Source organism: Stutzerimonas stutzeri (genome assembly GCF_038561965.1).
Classification (GTDB): Bacteria; Pseudomonadota; Gammaproteobacteria; order Pseudomonadales; family Pseudomonadaceae; genus Stutzerimonas; species Stutzerimonas stutzeri_AA.
The window spans coordinates 1607026-1624901 of sequence record NZ_CP139348.1; the positions used below are offsets into that span (position 1 = coordinate 1607026).

The window sequence follows — 17876 nt, forward strand, 5'->3', positions numbered from 1 at the left end:
CAGATCGCGCTTAGTCGATCAGGCGGAGGGAGGGGGCGGCGCATCTTCCTCGAGCATGCGCTTGAGATGCTTGCGCGACAGTTCGAGGAAGCGCGGTGTGGGGCCAGCGTCCTCGTAAACCGGGTCACCTTGTTCATCAGTGGCAATCACTTGCGTGCCACGCACGTACGGCAGGCTGGTTTCGACGGCCTCCAGCGCCGCGCCGACCAGTTCGCCCAGCAGTGCCTCGGTGCTGCGCTTGGGGTACATCTCGGCGAGAGCCGCGAGCCGCGCGGCGCTTTCAACGTCCAGCGGAATGCTGTAACGGGTCTGGCTCATGTGGCCTTTGGCGTCCCGTTCCCAATGGCTGACCAGCTCGGAAAGTCTCATGATTACTCCTTTGCCCGCGCTTACGAGCGGTAATGACGTGTAGCTTTCATGTCGCTGCCCAATTGATGCCGGCACTGACGTCTTGTCATGGCCCGGCGTGGTGGGCACTCTGGTTGGAGATATTTTCAGCGTAGCCGTTCAGGATCGTTTTCCCAGCGGAGCGTCTGATGCAATGCGGCGCGCCGGTCGCACAAGCCGGGCGAGGCGCGCGAAACTCATTGGTCGTATCGGCGGGAGAACAACAAGGTCATGGCGAAAATCATCGATGCACGCCTGCGCGACAACGTACACCTGCTCGGCGAACTGCTCGGCAACACCATCCGTGCACAGCACGGCGACCAGTTCTTCGACAAGATCGAACGCATCCGCAAGGGTGCCAAGGCGGCACGCAAGGGTTCGGCCGACGGGGCGAGACTGCTGACCGAAACGCTGGACAGCCTGGATGAAAATGAACTGCTGCCTATGACTCGGGCATTCAACCAGTTTCTCAATCTGGCCAATATCGCCGAGCAGTATCATCAGGTCCGCCGCCGCACGGCTGGCGAGCCGGTACCTTTCGAGACGAGCGTGTTTGCCGATCTGATCGAGCGCCTCAAGGCGGCTGGGCATGGCGATGAGTTTATTGCACGGCAGGTCAGCCGCTTGGAAATCGAGCTGGTGCTGACCGCGCATCCCACCGAGGTGTCTCGCCGTACGCTGATTCAGAAGTACGACGCTATTGCCGAGCAACTGGCGGCGCGCGACCACACCGACCTTTCCGATGCCGAGCAGGCGAAGATCGCGCTGCAGTTGCAGCGTCTGGTCGCCGAGGTCTGGCATACCGAGGAAATTCGGCGCAACCGGCCCACACCGGTCGAAGAAGCACGGTGGGGCTTCGCTGCGATCGAAAACTCGCTGTGGAAGGCCGTGCCCAACGTACTGCGCCAGACTGATGCGACGCTCAGGCGAGCGACCGGGCTGCATTTGCCGCTGGAGGCTGCGCCGATCCGCTTCGCGTCCTGGATGGGCGGTGACCGAGACGGCAACCCGAACGTGACGGCAATGGTGTCTCGCGAGGTCCTGCTGACGGCACGCTGGATGGCTGCGGACCTGTATCTCCGCGAGATCGAGGGACTGATCACCGCGTTGTCCATGAGCGAAGCCAGCGACGAGCTGCTGCGCCAGAGTGGTGATTCGGCCGAGCCGTATCGAGTGCTGCTCAAGCCGTTACGGCAACGCTTGCGGGCGACGCGCGACTGGGCACGTGCAGCCATCCAGCACGGCCAACCGGCACCGGTCGATGTACTGCAGGATTGTGCGGAACTGCGCCGGCCGCTGGAGCTGTGCTATCGATCGCTGCATGCCTGCGGCATGGGCATGATCGCCGATGGCGCACTGCTCGACTGTTTGCGGCGCCTGGCGGTGTTCGGGCTGTTCTTGGTGCGTCTCGATATTCGCCAGGACGCGGCTCGACATGCCGCTGCGCTGGCGGAAATCACCGACTACCTGGGTATGGGCGATTACCAGCAATGGGACGAACAGCGCCGGCTGGATTGGCTGCAGCTCGAGTTGAGCAATCGCCGTCCGTTGTTGCCGGCCCACTATCACCCTTCGGCCGATACCGCCGAGGTACTGGCCACCTGTTCGGTAATCGCCGAGGCGCCTGCCACCTCGCTGGGGTCCTACGTCATTTCCATGGCCCACGCGGCGTCAGACGTGCTTGCGGTGCAACTGCTGCTCAAGGAGGCCGGTCTGCAGCGACCGATGCGCGTGGTGCCGCTGTTCGAAACCCTGGACGACCTGAACAACGCTGCGCCGATCATCGATCGGCTGCTCGCCTTGCCAGGGTATCGCCAGCGTCTGCAGGGACCGCAGGAGGTGATGATCGGCTACTCGGACTCCGCCAAGGACGCCGGCACCACGGCCGCCGCCTGGGCCCAGTACCGTGCCCAGGAGCGCCTGGTGGAGGTGTGCCGAGAGCACGATGTCGAACTGCTGTTGTTCCATGGCCGCGGTGGCACCGTGGGACGTGGCGGCGGCCCAGCGCACGCGGCGATTCTTTCACAGCCGCCGGGCTCGGTGGCGGGGCGTTTCCGTACCACCGAACAAGGCGAGATGATCCGCTTCAAGTTCGGCCTGCCGGATATCGCCGAGCAGAACCTCAACCTGTATCTCGCGGCAGTGCTCGAAGCGACCCTGCTACCGCCACCGATGCCCGAACCCGGCTGGCGCGAAACCATGGACCGGCTCGCCGCCGAAGGCGTGGCGGCCTACCGGGGCGTCGTGCGTGAACATCCACTGTTCGTCGACTACTTCCGCCAGGCGACACCGGAGCTTGAGCTCGGACGCCTTCCGTTGGGCAGCCGACCATCCAAACGTCGCGAGGGTGGGGTGGAAAGCCTGCGAGCAATTCCCTGGATCTTTGCCTGGACGCAAACGCGGCTGATGCTGCCCGCCTGGCTGGGTTGGGAGCAGGCATTGCACAACGCGCTGCAGCGCGGGGAAGGCGATTGCCTGGCTGAGATGCGAGCACGCTGGCCCTTCTTCACCACGCGAATCGACATGCTGGAAATGGTGCTGGCCAAGGCCGATGCGGATATTGCGCGGCGTTACGACGAGCGTCTGGTACAGCCGGAACTGCTTGCACTCGGCAGCGATTTGCGTGACCGATTGTCGCAGGTGGTCGGTGCGGTACTGAGCGTGACCGGCCAAGTCGATCTGCTCGACCACAGCCCCAAGACTCAGGAAGCGTTCAGCCTGCGCAACACTTACCTCGATCCGTTGCACCTGCTGCAGATCGAACTGTTGGCGCGTTCAAGGCAGCAGCAGAACCCAGCAGACAGCCCGCTCGAGCAGGCCCTGCTGGTCAGTGTTGCTGGTATTGCGGCCGGCTTGCGCAACACTGGCTGAGGTCGCGCAGCACTCTGGCTGACGGCTTTATGCGTGTCGCGCCGTTAGCGCCCAGTTGCGTCGAATCGTGACATTTATGAGTCTGGATAGACGTTTTCGGGACGGCTTGTGCCGTCCCGGTGCGCTGTGTATCGTGTTCAACCTTTTGTCGCATGGCGGCAAACCAGAATTTTTGATTCGTCAGCGATGAGCCGTACCGCCCGCTGGCAGGGTCACCCCCCTTCTAAGAAACTCGAGGACTGATCATGCGTGTGATCCTGCTGGGAGCTCCCGGTGCCGGAAAAGGTACTCAGGCTGGCTTCATTACCAAAAAATTCGGTATTCCGCAGATCTCCACAGGCGACATGCTGCGTGCGGCCGTCAAGGCTGGCACCGAGCTGGGTCTGAAAGCCAAGAGCGTGATGGATGCCGGTGGCCTGGTTTCCGATGATCTGATCATCAACCTGGTCAAGGAGCGTATCGCTCAGCCCGATTGTGCCAACGGTTTCCTGTTCGACGGCTTCCCTCGCACCATTCCCCAGGCCGAAGCGCTGAAGGAAGCCGGCGTGCGTATCGACAACGTGATCGAGATCGCCGTGGACGACGAGGAAATCGTCGGCCGTATCGCCGGTCGCCGTGTGCATCCGGCTTCTGGCCGCGTCTACCACACCGAGCACAACCCGCCGAAGGTTGCTGGCAAGGACGATGAGAGCGGCGACGAGCTGATCCAGCGCGACGACGACAAGGAAGAAACCGTCCGTCATCGTCTGTCCGTCTACCATGCTCAGACCAAGCCGCTGGTGGATTTCTACCAGGGCCTGGCGGCTGCGGAAGGGACGCCCAAGTACAGCTGTATCGAAGGTGTCGGTTCGGTGGATGAAATCACCGCCAAGGTATTTGCTGCGTTGAGCTGATCGAAGTCGCGCTGCGAGGATCATGAGATGCCCGTATCGAAGGATACGGGCATTTTTTTGCGCTGAGCGTCAGGGCGACAACGAAAGAACCCGCTTCGCGAATACGCTAGAATCTGCGCCTTTTCACCGACCGGACTGACCCGATGACCACTCTGCTGGCCCTGGATACCGCCACCGAAGCCTGCTCGGTCGCCCTGCTGCATGACGGCAAGGTGTTGAGCCACTACGAGGTGATACCGCGTCTGCATGCCCAGCGATTGCTGCCGATGGTGCAGGCATTGCTCAGCGAGGCTGGAGTCGCGTTGTCCGCGGTGGATGCGATCGCCTTCGGTCGGGGCCCGGGTGCCTTTACCGGTGTGCGGATTGCGATCGGCGTGGTGCAGGGCCTGGCGTTCGCGTTGCAGCGCCCGGTATTGCCCGTGTCCACTCTGGCCACCATCGCCCAGCGAGCATGGCGTGAACACGGAGCGGCGCAGGTTGCGGCTGCCATCGATGCGCGCATGGACGAGGTTTACTGGGGTTGTTACCGCGAGCAGGGCGGGGAGATGCAGCTGCTCGGTAGCGAGGCCGTGTTGCCGCCCGAGCAGGCTGTTCTGCCACGCGCTGCTCGCGGCGAATGGTTCGGCGCCGGTACCGGCTGGGGCTACGCCGAGCGGATACCGGCAGCCGTGCGTGCGAGCGATGCCGGCATGCTGCCGCACGCCGAAGACCTCCTGCGTCTGGCGAGTTTCGCCTGGCAGCGGGGCGAGGCGCTGGAGGCCGATCAGGCCCAGCCGGTCTATCTGCGCGATAACGTCGCGACACCGAAAGGGATCAAATGACGAGGGGCGTTGCCAAAGTCTTGGCTGCCCGTTAGAGTCGCCGGGCCTCTGATCGAGTCGAATGATGCGCGTCGAAAACTCCTTTCCTGTTCCCTATTCAACAGATCGTTCTGCCCGCACTGGCAGGGCGGCGGACAGCTATGGGGAAACGCAGCGAGCGGCGCAGGCGCAGCGCGGGGTCGATAGCCGCTCCGGGCAGGATTATCAGCCCCAGGCGGACCGGCCTCAGCAGCGGGTCAACTCGAGCGCATTGGTCGAGCGCTATTCTGCGTTTCGCTATGACGAGCCGCAGCCGGAGCGTCCATTGTCCAGCCGGGTTGCCCAGGCCTTGGCCAGTTACACCAGCACGGCGAATTTCCGTGTCGATCTCGATGGCACTGAAGTGCTCGGGCTCGACCTGTACGCCTGAGGCGGTTCGATCTGCCGCAACTTCCCTACTTTCTCGGTTGCCCCTCCTGGAATGAGAGTGCCTGGCTCGGTGCTCTGTATCCGACAGGTACGCCTGCCTCCGATTTTCTTGCCAGCTACTGTTCGACCTTCAACTCGGTCGAGGGCAACACCACGCTCTATGCATGGCCTTCGGAGGAGAAGGTCAGGCGCTGGGCCGGTCAGATGCCCGACGGCTTTCGCTTCTGTGCCAAGTTTCCCCGGGAAATAAGTCAGGCGGCCGATCTGCACGCGGCGCTGGAGCTGGCGCACGCCTTTAAACGGCTGTTGCTGCCGCTGGGGCGAAGGGTGACGCCATTCTGGCTGCAGTTGCCGGCCAGCGTGGGGCCATCACGGCTGGGCGAGCTTGCGGCGTTCATCGATGGCTTCGCGGCTTCACTGGCGATCGAGGTACGGCATCCGGCGTTCTTCGACAGGGGCGATGGTGAACGCGCGTTGAATCGCCTGCTGCGTGATCGCGGTATCGAACGTATCTGCCTCGATACCCGGGCGCTGTTCAGCTGCCATTCGCGTGATCCGGCCCTGCTGCATGCGCAAAGCAAAAAGCCGCGGCTGCCGGTGCGACCGGTGGCATTCAGCGACTCGCCGCAGTTGCGCTTCGTCGGTCACCCGGAGCTGGCGGCAAACGATGTGTTCATGGCGCCCTGGCTGGACAAGGTGGCCAGCTGGATCGAGGCAGGCAAGATGCCGCACGTCTATCTGCACACCCCGGACAATCATCGAGCGCCCGAACTGGCGATGCGCTTCCACGTCCTGTTGGGTGAGCGCCTGCCAGGCCTGCCGTCCCTGCCTTCATTGCCGCCTGCACCGCAGCTGTCTTTGCTGGCTGATTGAGCCGCTCGGCCGTTCGACCAGTTTTGTAAAACATCGCGCTCAACTTCGCCCGCTCGGCATTGCCTATAAGGAATGACCTTCGGCCGTTTTTTTCTCCTGCTGTTGCTGCTGTTAGCGGGCTTCGCGCTCGCGGTCCGACAGCAGCTGATCGACATCCCGCCGCGCTGGAATCCCTGGGCGCCGCTGGACATCCGTGAGCCGCCCAACCTGCTGACGCCGCTCAAGCTGCGTCGGTTGCAGCAGGATCGTACGCTCTGCGAACAGGCGCTCGCGACGGCGCCGCTGCGCTATGCGGCCGTGCCGGACAGCACGCCGGAGCCAGGCTGCCCAGTTGAAAACAGCGTACGGGTGCAAGGCTCGGAGGTGCGCTTCAACGGGCCGTTTCTGGCTACCTGCCCGCTGGCGGCCGCTTATGCCATGTTCGAGCTGCACGGACTTCAGCCTGCAGCGCGGGCCGTGTTCGGCCAGCCGGTGGTACGCATCGACCATTTCGGCAGCTTCGCCTGCCGCAACATTGCGCGCAGTAACCGTCGCAGCCAGCACGCCAGTGCCAATGCGCTGGATCTGGCCGGCTTCCACTTGCAGGACGGCACCCGCATCACCGTGGCGCGAGACTGGCAGGGCGATGGCGACAAGGCGCGTTTTCTGCGTCTGGTGCGCGACGCGGCCTGCGATGCGTTCAACGTCACGCTCGGGCCAGAATACAACGCGGCCCATCACGACCACTTTCACGTCGACATGGGCGGATTCGGCATGTGCCGCTAATAGGCTACCGGGCAGGACATGGATCGCTCTGGCACAATGCGCCGTTTTCATCGTTGCCGGTGCCCCATGTCTGCAAGCAATCCCCTGGTTCGGGTCGAACCGCTCGCCGCGCAATTTGCTGCCGCAGCTCACGATTGGGCGTTGCGCCTGGGTTTGCCGGAAGCGCTGGAGGAGGCCGAATTCGCCCTGCAGATAGGCGAGAGCGGATTGCAGCTGCAGTTGCTCGAAGCGCAGGCGCCGGGCCCGGTACGGGTGGACTTCGTAGAAGGTGCTGCGGCGCACCGTCGGCAGTTCGGTGGTGGCAGCGGGCAGATGATCGCCAAGGCCGTGGGCATACAGCCCGGCGTTCGGCCGCGGGTGTTGGATGCCACCGCCGGGCTGGGGCGCGATGCGTTCGTGTTGGCTACGCTGGGCTGTGAAGTCAGCCTGATCGAACGCCAGCCGCTGATCGCCGCGCTGTTGGAGGACGGTCTGAGCCGGGCCGTGGCGGATGCAGACGTCGGCGCCATCGCCGCGCGGATGAGCCTGCTCAAAGGCAATGCCATCGAGTTGATGAGCCAGTGGCAGGGCGATCCGCCGCAGGTCATCTACCTCGACCCGATGTTCCCGCACCGTGACAAGAGTGCGCTGGTGAAGAAGGAGATGCGGCTGTTCCGGCCCTTCGTTGGCGACGACATGGATGCCCCGGCGCTGTTGGCCGCAGCACTGGAGCTGGCCAGCCATCGGGTGGTGGTCAAGCGGCCGCGCAAGGCGCCAGCAATCGAAGGCAGCAAGCCTGGCTACAGCCTGGAAGGCAAATCGAGCCGCTACGACATCTACCCGAAGAAGAAGCTGCAGGGCTGACTGCTACGGCCCTGAGTTGCTGTGGGCGGCTCAGTGGCGATAGGCGCGCAGGAACACGCTCACAACATCTCGTACATGCAGGTTGCCTTCTTCCTCGGTTGGCGCCTCGGCATAGCCGACCAGCAAGCGGAAGTGCTGGGCACCCTTGATAAGCGAACAATAATGCTCGGCCGCGCGCAACGGCTCGTCGATACGTAGCAGGCCTAGCGTGTTGGCCCGGGCGAACAGCTGTTCCAGATCGAAGAGCAACTGCTGCGGACCCGCGTCGAAGAACATCTTCACCAACCCCGGATTCTGCGTCGCCATGGCCACCATCACCCGATGCAGGCCGATGGATTCCGGACTGTTCACCAGCTCATTGAAGGCGCGGCCGATCGCCAGCAGCACTTCATCGATGGCGCAATTTTCCTCCAGGTGGAACAGGCGGCGCGGCAGACGTGTTTCGCAGGTGGCTTTCACGGCATCGCAGAACAGCGCCTCCTTGTCCTTGAAGTGGCTGTACAGCGTGAGCTTGGAAACGCCAGCCTCCGCGGCGATGGCCTCCATGCTGCTGCCCTCATAGCCGTTTCCGAGAAACAGCACCTGCGCCGCGGCGAGGATTGCTTCGCGCTTGGCTGGGTCTTTCGGGCGACCGGGACCGGGGGATACGGAGTGGTTTTCTATCATGGGCGTTTTAATAGTGGACTGGCTGGTACGGTATTTTTACTATACCGCGCAGTATAAGTATTCCAATCCGCTTCGCGACAGAGAGACTTCATCGTGTTCCGACATGCCTTGTCCCTTGCCTCTACGTTCGGTTGTGCGCTTGCCCTGGTCGCCTGTGGCAACAGCGAGCCGCCACAACAGCTGCCCCGTCCGGTCATGGTGGTGCAGCCGCAGCCAGCCAGCGAGGCGCGCGAAAGCTATCCGGGCGAGGTGCATGCGCGATACGAGCCGGAACTGGCCTTCCGCATCGGCGGCAAGGTCGTCGAGCGTCTGGTCGAAGCGGGTGATCGTGTGCGCAAGGACCAGCCCTTGGCGCGTCTCGACCCACAGGACGTGCGCTTGCAGCTGGATGGCATGCGCGCCCAGGTGGCAGCAGCGGAAGCCAATCTGCGCGTGGCCAAGGCAGAGCACGACCGCTATAAGGCGCTGCTCGGTCGGCAGCTGGTCAGCCAGTCGCAGTTCGACAATGCCGATAACGCCTACCGCGCCGCAGCAGCCCGCCTGCAGCAGGCGCGTGCCGAGTTCGATGTGGCGAGCAACCAGGTCGATTACGCGGTGCTGCGCGCTACCCGTGATGGCTTGATCGCGCAGCGCCGAATCGAAGTCGGGCAGGTAGTCGCCGCCGGGCAGATGGCCTTCGTGCTGGCTGCCGATGGTGAGCGTGAGGTCGCCATCGATCTGCCGGAACAGTCACTGGAGCGCTATCGGGTTGGCCAGGACGTCGAGGTCGAACTCTGGTCGCAGCCTGGGCGCCACTACCTTGGCAAGATTCGCGAGCTCTCGCCGGCCGCCGATGCGCAGTCGCGGACCTATTCCGCCCGCGTCGCCTTCAGCGAGCAGGAGGTGCCAGCCGAACTGGGACAGAGCGCGCTGGTCAGCATTCGCCGCGATGGTGAAGTCTCCCTGGCGGTACCGCTCTCCGCGCTGAGTGCCGAACAGGGCAGGGCGCATGTCTGGCGGCTTAAGGCCGATTCCACCGTGGAGCGGGTGGAGGTCCGTACCGGGCCGTACGGCGAACAGCTGGTGCCGGTCATTGAGGGGCTTGAGGCCGACGACTGGATCGTCCTGGCCGGGGTGCAGATGCTCAGCGATAGCCAGCCGGTTCGACCGGTGGATCGCCACAATCGCCCCGTCGAGCTGGCTGCCCAGGAGTAATCGCAATGCGTTTCAACCTTTCCGCCTGGGCGCTGCAGAACCGCCAGATTGTCGTCTATCTGATGCTGCTGCTGGCGATCGTCGGTGCGCTTTCCTACAGCAAGCTCGGTCAGAGCGAGGACCCGCCATTCACCTTCAAGGCGATGGTCATCCAGACCCAGTGGCCGGGTGCTACCGCCGAAGAGGTGTCGCGCCAGGTCACCGAGCGTATCGAGAAAAAGCTGATGGAAACCGGCGAATACGAGCGCATTGTCTCGTTCTCCCGACCGGGCGAGTCCAACGTGACCTTCATGGCGCGCGACTCGATGCGCTCGAAGGATATTCCCGACCTCTGGTACCAGATCCGCAAGAAGATCGGCGACATCCACCATACCTTTCCGCCTGGTGTGCAGGGACCGTTCTTCAACGATGAATTCGGCACCACCTTCGGCAACATCTACGCGCTGACCGGCGACGGCTTCGACTACGCGATCCTCAAGGACTACGCCGACCGCATCCAGCTGCAGCTGCAACGGGTCAAGAACGTCGGCAAGGTCGAGCTGATCGGCCTGCAGGACGAGAAGATCTGGATCGAACTCTCCAACGTCAAGTTGGCTACGCTTGGCGTGCCGCTGGAGGCCGTGCGCCAGGCGTTGGAGGCGCAGAACGCGGTGACTGCCGCCGGTTTCGTCGAGACGATCAGCGATCGCGTGCAGCTGCGCGTCACCGGCAGCTTCGAGACGGTCAAGGAGATTCGAGATTTCCCCATCCGCGTCGCCGGGCGCACCTTCCGTATCGGCGACGTTGCCGAAGTGCATCGCGGCTTCAACGACCCACCCGCGCCGCGCATGCGCTTCATGGGCGAGCCGGCGCTGGGGCTGGCGGTATCGATGAAAAGCGGTGGCGACATTCTGGTATTGGGCGAAGCACTGGAGCACGAATTTGCCCGCCTGCAGCAGGAGCTGCCGGCCGGCATGCAGCTGCGCAAGGTCTCCGATCAACCAGCGGCGGTGAAAACCAGCGTCGGTGAGTTCGTCAAGGTGCTGATCGAGGCGCTGGTGATCGTGCTGCTGGTGAGTTTCTTCTCGCTCGGCGTGCGCACCGGGCTGGTGGTGGCATTGTCGATTCCGTTGGTGCTGGCAATGACCTTCGCCGCCATGAGCTACCTGGACATCGGCCTGCACAAGATTTCCCTCGGGGCTCTGGTGCTGGCGCTCGGGCTGATGGTGGACGACGCGATCATCGCGGTGGAGATGATGGCGATCAAGATGGAGCAGGGCTACGACCGCCTCAAGGCTGCCAGTTTCGCCTGGACCAGCACGGCATTCCCGATGCTGACCGGCACGCTGATCACTGCGGCGGGTTTCCTGCCCATCGCCACGGCGAACTCCAGCACGGGCGAGTACACCCGGTCGATCTTCCAGGTGGTGGGTATTTCGCTGATCGCATCCTGGATCGCAGCGGTGATGTTCGTGCCGCTGATCGGGGCGAAGCTGTTGCCGGACGTGAGCAAGGGTTCTGCACATAGACAGGGCGGCGGCAATGATGGCCACGATCCGTACGCCACGCCGTTCTACCAACGCGTGCGCCGCGTGGTGACCTTCTGCGTGCGCCGGCGCAAGACCGTTATCCTGCTCACCCTGGTGATTTTCGCCGCCGCGGTGGTGCTGTTCCGGCTGGTGCCGCAGCAGTTCTTCCCTGCGTCCGGCCGGTTGGAGTTGATGGTCGATCTCAAGCTGGCCGAAGGCGCGTCGCTCAAGGCTACCGAGGCGGAGGTGCGACGCCTGGAGGAACTGCTCAAGCAGCGCGCCGGTATCGACAACTACGTGGCTTACGTCGGCACCGGCTCGCCGCGTTTCTACCTCCCGCTGGATCAGCAATTGCCGGCGACCAGCTTTGCGCAGTTCGTCGTGCTGGCCGACAGTATCGAGTCCCGTGAAGCCCTGCGTACCTGGCTGATCGAGCGTATGCGAGAGGACTTTCCGAGCCTGCGCGGGCGTGTCACACGTTTGGAGAATGGCCCGCCGGTGGGCTATCCAGTGCAATTTCGCGTGACCGGCGAACACATCGACGTGGTGCGCGGGCTGGCCCGCCAGGTTGCCGCCAAGGTGGGCGAGAACCCGCACGTCGCCAATGTGCATCTGGACTGGCAGGAGCCGAGCAAGATGGTTCGCCTGAACGTCGACCAGGATCGTGCCCGCGCACTGGGCGTGACCACTGCCGAGCTGTCCAGCTTCCTGCGCCGCACCTTCACCGGCAGCAGTGTCAGCCAGTTCCGCGAAGATAACGAACTGATCGAGATCCTCCTGCGCGGTACGGAGCGTGAGCGCCTTGAACTCTCGATGCTACCGAGCCTGGCGATACCCACCGAGAGCGGGCGCAGCGTGCCGCTGTCGCAGGTGGCGACGCTCGAGTACGGCTTCGAGGAGGGTGTGATCTGGCACCGCAACCGGCTGCCGACGGTCACCGTGCGCGCCGATGTGTACGGCGAACAGCAGCCGGCTGCGCTGGTGCGGGAGATCGAGCCGACGCTGGCAGATGTCCGCGCGCAGTTGCCCGGCGGCTATCTGCTTGAGGTGGGTGGTACGGTAGAGGATTCCGAGCGCGGCCAACGCTCGGTGAATGCCGGCATGCCGCTGTTCGTCATCGTGGTGCTGACCCTGTTGATGGCGCAGCTCAAGAGCTTTTCGCGCTCGGCCATGGTGTTCCTCACCGCGCCGCTAGGCATCATCGGTGTCGCGCTGTTCCTGCTGCTGTTCGGTCAGCCGTTCGGCTTCGTGGCGATGCTCGGCACCATCGCGCTGTCAGGGATGATCATGCGCAACTCGGTGATCCTGGTGGACCAGATCGAGCAGGACATCGGCGCCGGTCAAGCGCGTTTCACCGCCATCGTCGAAGCCACGGTGCGTCGTTTCCGGCCCATCGTACTCACTGCGCTGGCATCGGTGCTGGCCATGATTCCGCTGTCACGCAGTATCTTCTTCGGGCCGATGGCGGTGGCGATCATGGGCGGTCTGATCGTCGCCACGGCGCTGACGCTGCTGTTCCTGCCAGCGCTCTATGCTGCCTGGTTCAAGGTCCGGGAAGACGAAGCCAGCACCATCTGAAGGGGTAGAAGGGCGCGTCCGTTCCGGCGCGCCTAGATGCCGGCGGCCTCGAGTAGTCGTTCGGCGGCGACCTTGGCGTCCAGCGCCTGGTCGCCCGGTCCTTCGATATGCGCCATGCTCAGCGCACCTTCGAGCAGATACTGCAACTGGCGCGACAGCTGCGTCGCGTTGGGCGCATCCAGGCGTTCCAGCAGTTCGCGCAGGTAGGCCTGCAGCTCCGCCTTGTAGGCCGATGAGCGACGGTGAATCGGGTGATCACGGTCGTGGTATTCGGCCGCTGCGTTGATGAACAGGCAGCCGCAGAACTTGTCGCCACCGTGGATCATCCCGTGCAAGCCATCGAAAATTCCCAATAGCGCCTCGCGTGGCGGCAGTCTGCCGGCCCGTTCGTGCAGACGCGTCAGCATCAGCTCGTGGCGCGCCTCCAGCACGGCAAGGATCAGTTCTTCCTTGGATTTGAAGTGCTTGTACAGAGTCATCTTGGCCACACCAGAATCGGCCAGGATGCGGTCGATGCCTGTGGCGTGATACCCCTCGCGGTAGAACAGATTCTCTGCAGTGTTGAGCAGCTGGTCGCGCTTGTTCGATGCCATGGATTCCTCCTGCGGTTCGACATTATGCGGGAGCGCACGGCGCTCGCTCCAGCCGGCCGGTCTTTCGTTGGTGCTTGCAGTGTACAGACAGGTCTGTCTATCATCCAGTCTCAGCCAATCACGAGGGCAACACCATGAAGCTTTACGACCTGCCGCTATCCGGCAATTGCCACAAGGTTCGCCTGTTTCTCAGCCTGATCGGCCAGCCGGTCGAGCGGATACCGGTGAATCTGCTGGCGGGCGAGCACAAGCAGCCGGCGTTTCGTGAAATCAACCCGCGCGGGCAGATTCCGGTACTGGAGGACGGCGAGCTTCGTCTGGGCGACTCTCAAGCGATTCTGGTCTATCTGGCCCAGCGTTATGCCAACGTGTGGTATCCGCAGGACGCCGAGACTCAGGGGCGCATCGCCAACTGGCTGAGCTTTGCTGCCAACGAGGTGCAGCATGGTCCGGCTACGGTACGCCTGGGCAAGCTGTTCGGCCGGCCGATCGACGAACCGCTGGCGCAGGCACGTGCCGCCAGCGCCCTGCGCACGCTGGAGCGGCACCTCGCGCAACATGTCTGGCTGGCGCAGACCAGCGAGCCGACCATCGCCGATATCGCCGTCTACCCCAACGTCGCGTTGGCTGGCGGAGGCGGGCTCGATCTGGCGGCATATCCGGCGCTGCAGGCCTGGTTCGGACGTATTCGTGCGCTGCCGGGCTATGTCGGCATGCCGGGGCTGTAGCCGTCATGGCCGCGCAAATGGGCGGGATGCTGGCAGAGGGTATCCGGTTGCCGGGCAAGCGGATCGGCGTGTGGCTGTTGCTGGCTGTCGCTCTGGTTTTGCCACTGTCCGGCTCTGCCGACGAAGCGCAGGCCGCAGAGGGGCTGCGCTTCAGCCTGGTGAAGACTGCACAGAGCGAAAGTGGCGACTTCCTGCTGCGCCGGGGCGGTTGGCAACAAGCGCAGCCGGTCGAGCACGTCGCGATCCTGATCGAGCATCGCGGCAGCCGGCTGCTGTTCGGCACCGGACTGGGTCGGCAGATCGACACGCAGCTGGATGCTGAGCTGCCTTGGCGGATCAAGCGTTACGGACCGGTTCGACCGGTGCGCGATCAGCTGGAAGGGGATGGGATCACGGTCGACCGTATCGTGCTGGGTTGCGTGCGTTGGGAGCATGCCTCGGGGCTGGCCGACTTTCCCGAGGTGCCAGTGCTGGCTAGCGCGCAAAGCCTGAGCTACCTGAGGGCGGCCACGCCACCCGCGGTGTTACCCAGCCAGTTTCGCCACCCGGTCCGCTGGCATTCGCTGCAGTTCCAGCCAAGGCCTTATCAGGGTTATGCGCAAAGTCTGGACCTGTACGGTGACGGACACCTGGTGCTGGTTCCGCTCGCCGGCCATGGCGCGGTCGGCCTGTTTCTGACGCTGGCCGATGGTCGTCGCTTCTTCTTTCGTGGTGACCAGCTCGGGCATGACGCAGAAGGCGCACCGGAGGGTGTTGTGGCTCTGCAGGATGGCAGCCAGCACGGCGCGCTGGGCGTCTATCCGCACTGGGTGCAGTGAACTGGAAAACTCAAAAATACCGCGCAGCCAAGTCGGATATAGGCGATGCTTAGCGCGAGGGACAAGCGTTCACGCGGCGCGCCATACGCCGGCCTCGATCGCTATCCCCATGCCCAATGGCCGAAGTAGGTCTGCCGCCGTGAAGACGGATAGCTGCGCGCCCCTGGCGAGTGTCATCGATCTGCTGCTGGATGCCATCTGCGTTGTCGATGCGCAGGGTAACTTCGTTTACGTCAGCGCCGCCTGCGAGCGCATCTTCGGCTATACCCCTGACGAGATGCTCGGCAAGCGAATGATTGAGATGGTCTACCCGGAGGACCGGGCCCGGACCATAGCGGCGGCGCAGGAAGTCATGGCCAGCCAGCCGCTGCTGCACTTCGAAAATCGCTATCTGCGCAAGGATGGCAGCGTGGTGCACATCATGTGGTCAGCCTGCTGGTCAACGGACAACAAGCTGCGTATCGGGGTGGCCCGTGACATCACCCAGCGCAAGCAGTCCGAAGCGATGCAGGCAGCGCTCTATTCGATTTCCGAGGCGGCTCACGGTGCGAAGGATCTCGCCGCTCTGTATCAGCAAATTCATCTGACCATCGCCAAGTTGTTGCCGCTGGATGATTTCATCGTAGCCATTCGTGATCTCGCCAGCGGCGAACTGACCTATCCCTACCAGGCGCTGGCGCTCGACTCGCTCGGCGCACCGCCGGAGCCGGGACGGTCGCTGTGCTTCTCCGTCCTGCATGGTCGACAAGCGCTGCGTTTCAATGCCGAATCGCTGTCCGCGTTGGCGCTGCCCTTGGACGCGGCCGATGCGGTTGCCTGGTGGCTGGGTGTGCCGCTGAATTCGAGCGAGGGGGCGATTGGCGTGTTGCTGTTGAAAAGCAGCACAGCACCCTATTCCGAGAAGGATCAGGAGTTGCTGCAGTTCGTCTCCACCCAGGTGGTCACGGCCATCGAGCGCCAGCAGCTGTATGCACGGCTGCATCGTATGGCGCAGTACGACGAACTCACTGGGCTGCCGAATCGAGCCTGCTTCCGTGACCGTCTGGAGACGGCACTGGCAAGGGTGCGGCGCAATGGTGGGCGAATCGCCTTGCTCTACGTAGACCTCGACCGTTTCAAGCAGGTCAACGATACCTACGGGCATGGCGGCGGTGATCAGCTGCTGCGCGCCGTTGCCGACCGCCTGACATTCTGTGTGCGCGACACCGATACGGTGGCGCGCCTGGGCGGCGACGAATTCGTCGTGCTGCTCGAAAGCATCGTCGAGCCGGAGGATGCCCAGCGTGTGGTCGAGAAGATCCGAAATGCCTTCGCGCAGCCGATGCTGATCGTGGAGCACAGCATTGATATTGACTTGAGCATCGGCACCGCCCTTTATCCGGAGGATGGTGAGGCGGAGATGCAGCTGCTCAAGCAGGCCGATGAGCGTATGTACCGGATGAAGGCCCGCAGCGGTCAGGAACCGGTCGATTGCGATTGAACTCGACGGTGTTCCTCAAAAAGACTTCAGCATCCTCCCGAGCAACTCCATCGCCTGCTCGCTGCGCGCATCCCATGGGTGGCCGTGATTCAGCCGCGCGCAGTTGCGAAAGCGCTGAGTCGCCGAGAAGATCGGCCCCGGCGCCAGGCTGATGCCCTGAGCCAACGCCAGTTGCAGCAGCTGCAGCGAATCCACCTGCTCTGGGAATTCGAACCACAGAAAATACCCACCGCTGGGTCGCGTCACTCGCGTGCTGGCCGGGAAATGCCGGGCGGCGGAGGCGAGCATTGCACCCTGCTGCATTTCCAGCGCATGACGCAGTTTGCGCAGATGGCGGTCATAGCCGCCGTGCTGCAGATAGTCGGCGATAGCGGCCTGCGCTGGCACGGATGGCGAGATGGTTGTCATCAGCTTGAGCCGGGCGATCTGCTCGGCATAGCGCCCCCCTGCGACCCAGCCGATCCGATAGCCGGGCGCCAGGCTCTTGGAGAAAGAGCCGCAGTGCATCACCAGGCCTTCACGGTCATGGCTCTTCACTGGTTTGGGCGGCTCACGGGTGAAGTACAGCTCGGCGTAGACGTCATCCTCGATCATCGGCACCTGATAGCGCTGCAGCAGATCGTAGAGTTGCTGCTTCTTCACTTCGCCCATGCTGGCGCCCAGCGGGTTTTGCAGACTGCTCATGAACCAGCACGCCTTGATCGGCAGGTGTGCGAGGCGGTCGGCGAGGATGTCGAGGTCAATGCCTTCGCGTGGGTGGACCGGGATCTCCACCGCTTTGAGCTTGAGCCGCTCCAGCACCTGCAGCGTGGCGTAAAACGCCGGTGCCTCGATGGCGACCAGATCGCCAGGCTCGGTCACCACCTGCAGGCAGAGATTCAGCGCCTCCATCGCACCGGTGGTGATCACCAGTTCGTCCATCGGCAGCATCACGCCGCTGACCATGTAGCGCAGGGCAATTTGCCGGCGCAGGTCCGGATTGCCGGCGGTCATTTCGGCGATCACCTCGCGGGCCGGCATGTCCCGCACGCTTTGCGCCATGGAGCGCGCCAGACGTTGCAGCGGAAACAGTTCAGGACTGGGAAAGGCCGAACCGAAGGGCACCGTGGCCGGATCGCGCAGGGAGGCGAGCACTGAGAAAACCAGTTCGCTGACGCCTACGTCTGTGGTTTCAGGCGGTCGCAGGCTGATGTCCGGCTCGTGCAGCGGGCGCTTGGCATGTTCGCGGACGAAGTAGCCCGAGCGAGCCCGGGCCTGAATCAGCCCGCGGTCCTCCAGCAGGTAGTAGGCCTGGAACACGGTTGACGGGCTGACGCCGTAGGTGCGGCTGGCGTGGCGCACCGAGGGCACCTTTTCGCCGGGGGCGAGCACGCCGGTGCGGATCAGCTCGGCAATCTCGTCGGCGAATTTCTCGTAGCGTTTCATCATGTCCGGGCCGTGGCGGTTGGGC

At 63.7% G+C, this 17876-nt stretch carries 16 protein-coding genes; 12 read left to right on the plus strand and 4 right to left on the minus strand.

Translation table 11 applies throughout. The features are described from left to right. Window positions 1–18 precede the first annotated feature (18 nt). Window positions 19–369, minus strand: a complete 351-nt coding sequence (locus tag SM130_RS07365) for a pilin assembly protein (RefSeq protein WP_102823467.1) — start codon at window positions 367–369, stop codon at window positions 19–21. Window positions 370–618: 249 nt separating this feature from the next. On the opposite strand from SM130_RS07365, the gene ppc reads away from it, so the two are divergent. The 7 genes from ppc to SM130_RS07400 all read left to right on the plus strand — a co-directional run bounded on the left by ppc (window position 619) and on the right by SM130_RS07400 (window position 7861). Continuing rightward, complete coding sequence (gene ppc / locus SM130_RS07370) at window positions 619–3258, plus strand: phosphoenolpyruvate carboxylase (RefSeq protein WP_102823468.1); 2640 nt, start codon at window positions 619–621, stop codon at window positions 3256–3258. 245 nt (window positions 3259–3503) lie between these two features. Beyond that, window positions 3504–4151 carry an adenylate kinase gene (gene adk / locus SM130_RS07375; RefSeq protein WP_102823469.1) on the plus strand — a complete coding sequence of 216 codons (648 nt, stop codon included), beginning with the start codon at window positions 3504–3506 and terminating at the stop codon, window positions 4149–4151. A gap of 143 nt (window positions 4152–4294) precedes the next feature. Continuing rightward, window positions 4295–4972, plus strand: a complete 678-nt coding sequence (gene tsaB, locus SM130_RS07380; RefSeq protein ID WP_102823470.1) for a tRNA (adenosine(37)-N6)-threonylcarbamoyltransferase complex dimerization subunit type 1 TsaB — start codon at window positions 4295–4297, stop codon at window positions 4970–4972. 64 nt (window positions 4973–5036) lie between these two features. After that, window positions 5037–5381: a hypothetical protein gene (locus SM130_RS07385; RefSeq protein ID WP_102823875.1), complete on the plus strand. Its 345-nt coding sequence runs from the start codon at window positions 5037–5039 to the stop codon at window positions 5379–5381. Window positions 5382–5392: 11 nt separating this feature from the next. Beyond that, the gene (locus SM130_RS07390) at window positions 5393–6253 is read left to right on the plus strand and encodes a DUF72 domain-containing protein (protein WP_181019216.1); all 861 of its coding nucleotides are present in this window, start codon (window positions 5393–5395) and stop codon (window positions 6251–6253) included. A gap of 72 nt (window positions 6254–6325) precedes the next feature. Then, the gene (locus tag SM130_RS07395; RefSeq protein WP_102823472.1) at window positions 6326–7018 is read left to right on the plus strand and encodes an extensin family protein; all 693 of its coding nucleotides are present in this window, start codon (window positions 6326–6328) and stop codon (window positions 7016–7018) included. Between the two features lie 66 nt (window positions 7019–7084). Next, the gene (locus tag SM130_RS07400; protein WP_102823473.1) at window positions 7085–7861 is read left to right on the plus strand and encodes a class I SAM-dependent methyltransferase; all 777 of its coding nucleotides are present in this window, start codon (window positions 7085–7087) and stop codon (window positions 7859–7861) included. A 30-nt stretch (window positions 7862–7891) separates the two neighbouring features. On the opposite strand, the gene SM130_RS07405 is transcribed toward SM130_RS07400, so the two are convergent. Continuing rightward, entirely contained in the window at window positions 7892–8527 is a 636-nt protein-coding gene (locus SM130_RS07405; protein WP_102823474.1) for a TetR/AcrR family transcriptional regulator, read from the minus strand. 93 nt (window positions 8528–8620) lie between these two features. On the opposite strand from SM130_RS07405, the gene SM130_RS07410 reads away from it, so the two are divergent. Next, window positions 8621–9721 carry an efflux RND transporter periplasmic adaptor subunit gene (locus tag SM130_RS07410; RefSeq protein WP_102823475.1) on the plus strand — a complete coding sequence of 367 codons (1101 nt, stop codon included), beginning with the start codon at window positions 8621–8623 and terminating at the stop codon, window positions 9719–9721. A gap of 5 nt (window positions 9722–9726) precedes the next feature. Continuing rightward, window positions 9727–12807 carry an efflux RND transporter permease subunit gene (locus tag SM130_RS07415; RefSeq protein WP_102823476.1) on the plus strand — a complete coding sequence of 1027 codons (3081 nt, stop codon included), beginning with the start codon at window positions 9727–9729 and terminating at the stop codon, window positions 12805–12807. A 32-nt stretch (window positions 12808–12839) separates the two neighbouring features. Here SM130_RS07415 and SM130_RS07420 read toward each other — a convergent pair whose 3' ends face one another. After that, on the minus strand, window positions 12840–13400 hold the full coding sequence (locus tag SM130_RS07420) for a TetR/AcrR family transcriptional regulator (protein WP_102823477.1): 561 nt from the start codon (window positions 13398–13400) through the stop codon (window positions 12840–12842). A gap of 134 nt (window positions 13401–13534) precedes the next feature. Between SM130_RS07420 and SM130_RS07425 the strand changes: the two genes are divergently transcribed. The 3 genes from SM130_RS07425 (at window position 13535) to SM130_RS07435 (ending at window position 16426) form a co-directional block, all read left to right on the plus strand. Further along, entirely contained in the window at window positions 13535–14128 is a 594-nt protein-coding gene (locus SM130_RS07425; protein ID WP_102823478.1) for a glutathione S-transferase family protein, read from the plus strand. Window positions 14129–14133: 5 nt separating this feature from the next. Further along, complete coding sequence (locus tag SM130_RS07430; RefSeq protein ID WP_256044886.1) at window positions 14134–14946, plus strand: Zn-dependent hydrolase; 813 nt, start codon at window positions 14134–14136, stop codon at window positions 14944–14946. Between the two features lie 139 nt (window positions 14947–15085). Further along, window positions 15086–16426, plus strand: a complete 1341-nt coding sequence (locus SM130_RS07435; protein WP_102823479.1) for a sensor domain-containing protein — start codon at window positions 15086–15088, stop codon at window positions 16424–16426. A gap of 15 nt (window positions 16427–16441) precedes the next feature. On the opposite strand, the gene mapR is transcribed toward SM130_RS07435, so the two are convergent. Next, window positions 16442–17851, minus strand: a complete 1410-nt coding sequence (gene mapR / locus SM130_RS07440; protein WP_102823877.1) for a GntR family transcriptional regulator MpaR — start codon at window positions 17849–17851, stop codon at window positions 16442–16444. Between the last annotated feature and the right edge of the window lie 25 nt (window positions 17852–17876).

Excerpts from the sequence above, each read along its gene's own strand:
- tsaB (WP_102823470.1), top strand. The coding sequence starts at position 4,295 with ATGACCACTCTGCTGGCCCTGGATACCGCCACCGAAGCCTGCTCGGTC.
- ppc (WP_102823468.1), top strand. The coding sequence starts at position 619 with ATGGCGAAAATCATCGATGCACGCCTGCGCGACAACGTACACCTGCTC.
- SM130_RS07425 (WP_102823478.1), top strand. The coding sequence starts at position 13,535 with ATGAAGCTTTACGACCTGCCGCTATCCGGCAATTGCCACAAGGTTCGC.
- SM130_RS07405 (WP_102823474.1), bottom strand. The coding sequence starts at position 8,527 with ATGATAGAAAACCACTCCGTATCCCCCGGTCCCGGTCGCCCGAAAGAC.
- SM130_RS07400 (WP_102823473.1), top strand. The coding sequence starts at position 7,085 with ATGTCTGCAAGCAATCCCCTGGTTCGGGTCGAACCGCTCGCCGCGCAA.
- SM130_RS07365 (WP_102823467.1), bottom strand. The coding sequence starts at position 369 with ATGAGACTTTCCGAGCTGGTCAGCCATTGGGAACGGGACGCCAAAGGC.
- adk (WP_102823469.1), top strand. The coding sequence starts at position 3,504 with ATGCGTGTGATCCTGCTGGGAGCTCCCGGTGCCGGAAAAGGTACTCAG.
- SM130_RS07415 (WP_102823476.1), top strand. The coding sequence starts at position 9,727 with ATGCGTTTCAACCTTTCCGCCTGGGCGCTGCAGAACCGCCAGATTGTC.
- SM130_RS07395 (WP_102823472.1), top strand. The coding sequence starts at position 6,326 with ATGACCTTCGGCCGTTTTTTTCTCCTGCTGTTGCTGCTGTTAGCGGGC.
- SM130_RS07420 (WP_102823477.1), bottom strand. The coding sequence starts at position 13,400 with ATGGCATCGAACAAGCGCGACCAGCTGCTCAACACTGCAGAGAATCTG.
- SM130_RS07385 (WP_102823875.1), top strand. The coding sequence starts at position 5,037 with ATGCGCGTCGAAAACTCCTTTCCTGTTCCCTATTCAACAGATCGTTCT.
- SM130_RS07430 (WP_256044886.1), top strand. The coding sequence starts at position 14,134 with ATGGCCGCGCAAATGGGCGGGATGCTGGCAGAGGGTATCCGGTTGCCG.
- mapR (WP_102823877.1), bottom strand. The coding sequence starts at position 17,851 with ATGAAACGCTACGAGAAATTCGCCGACGAGATTGCCGAGCTGATCCGC.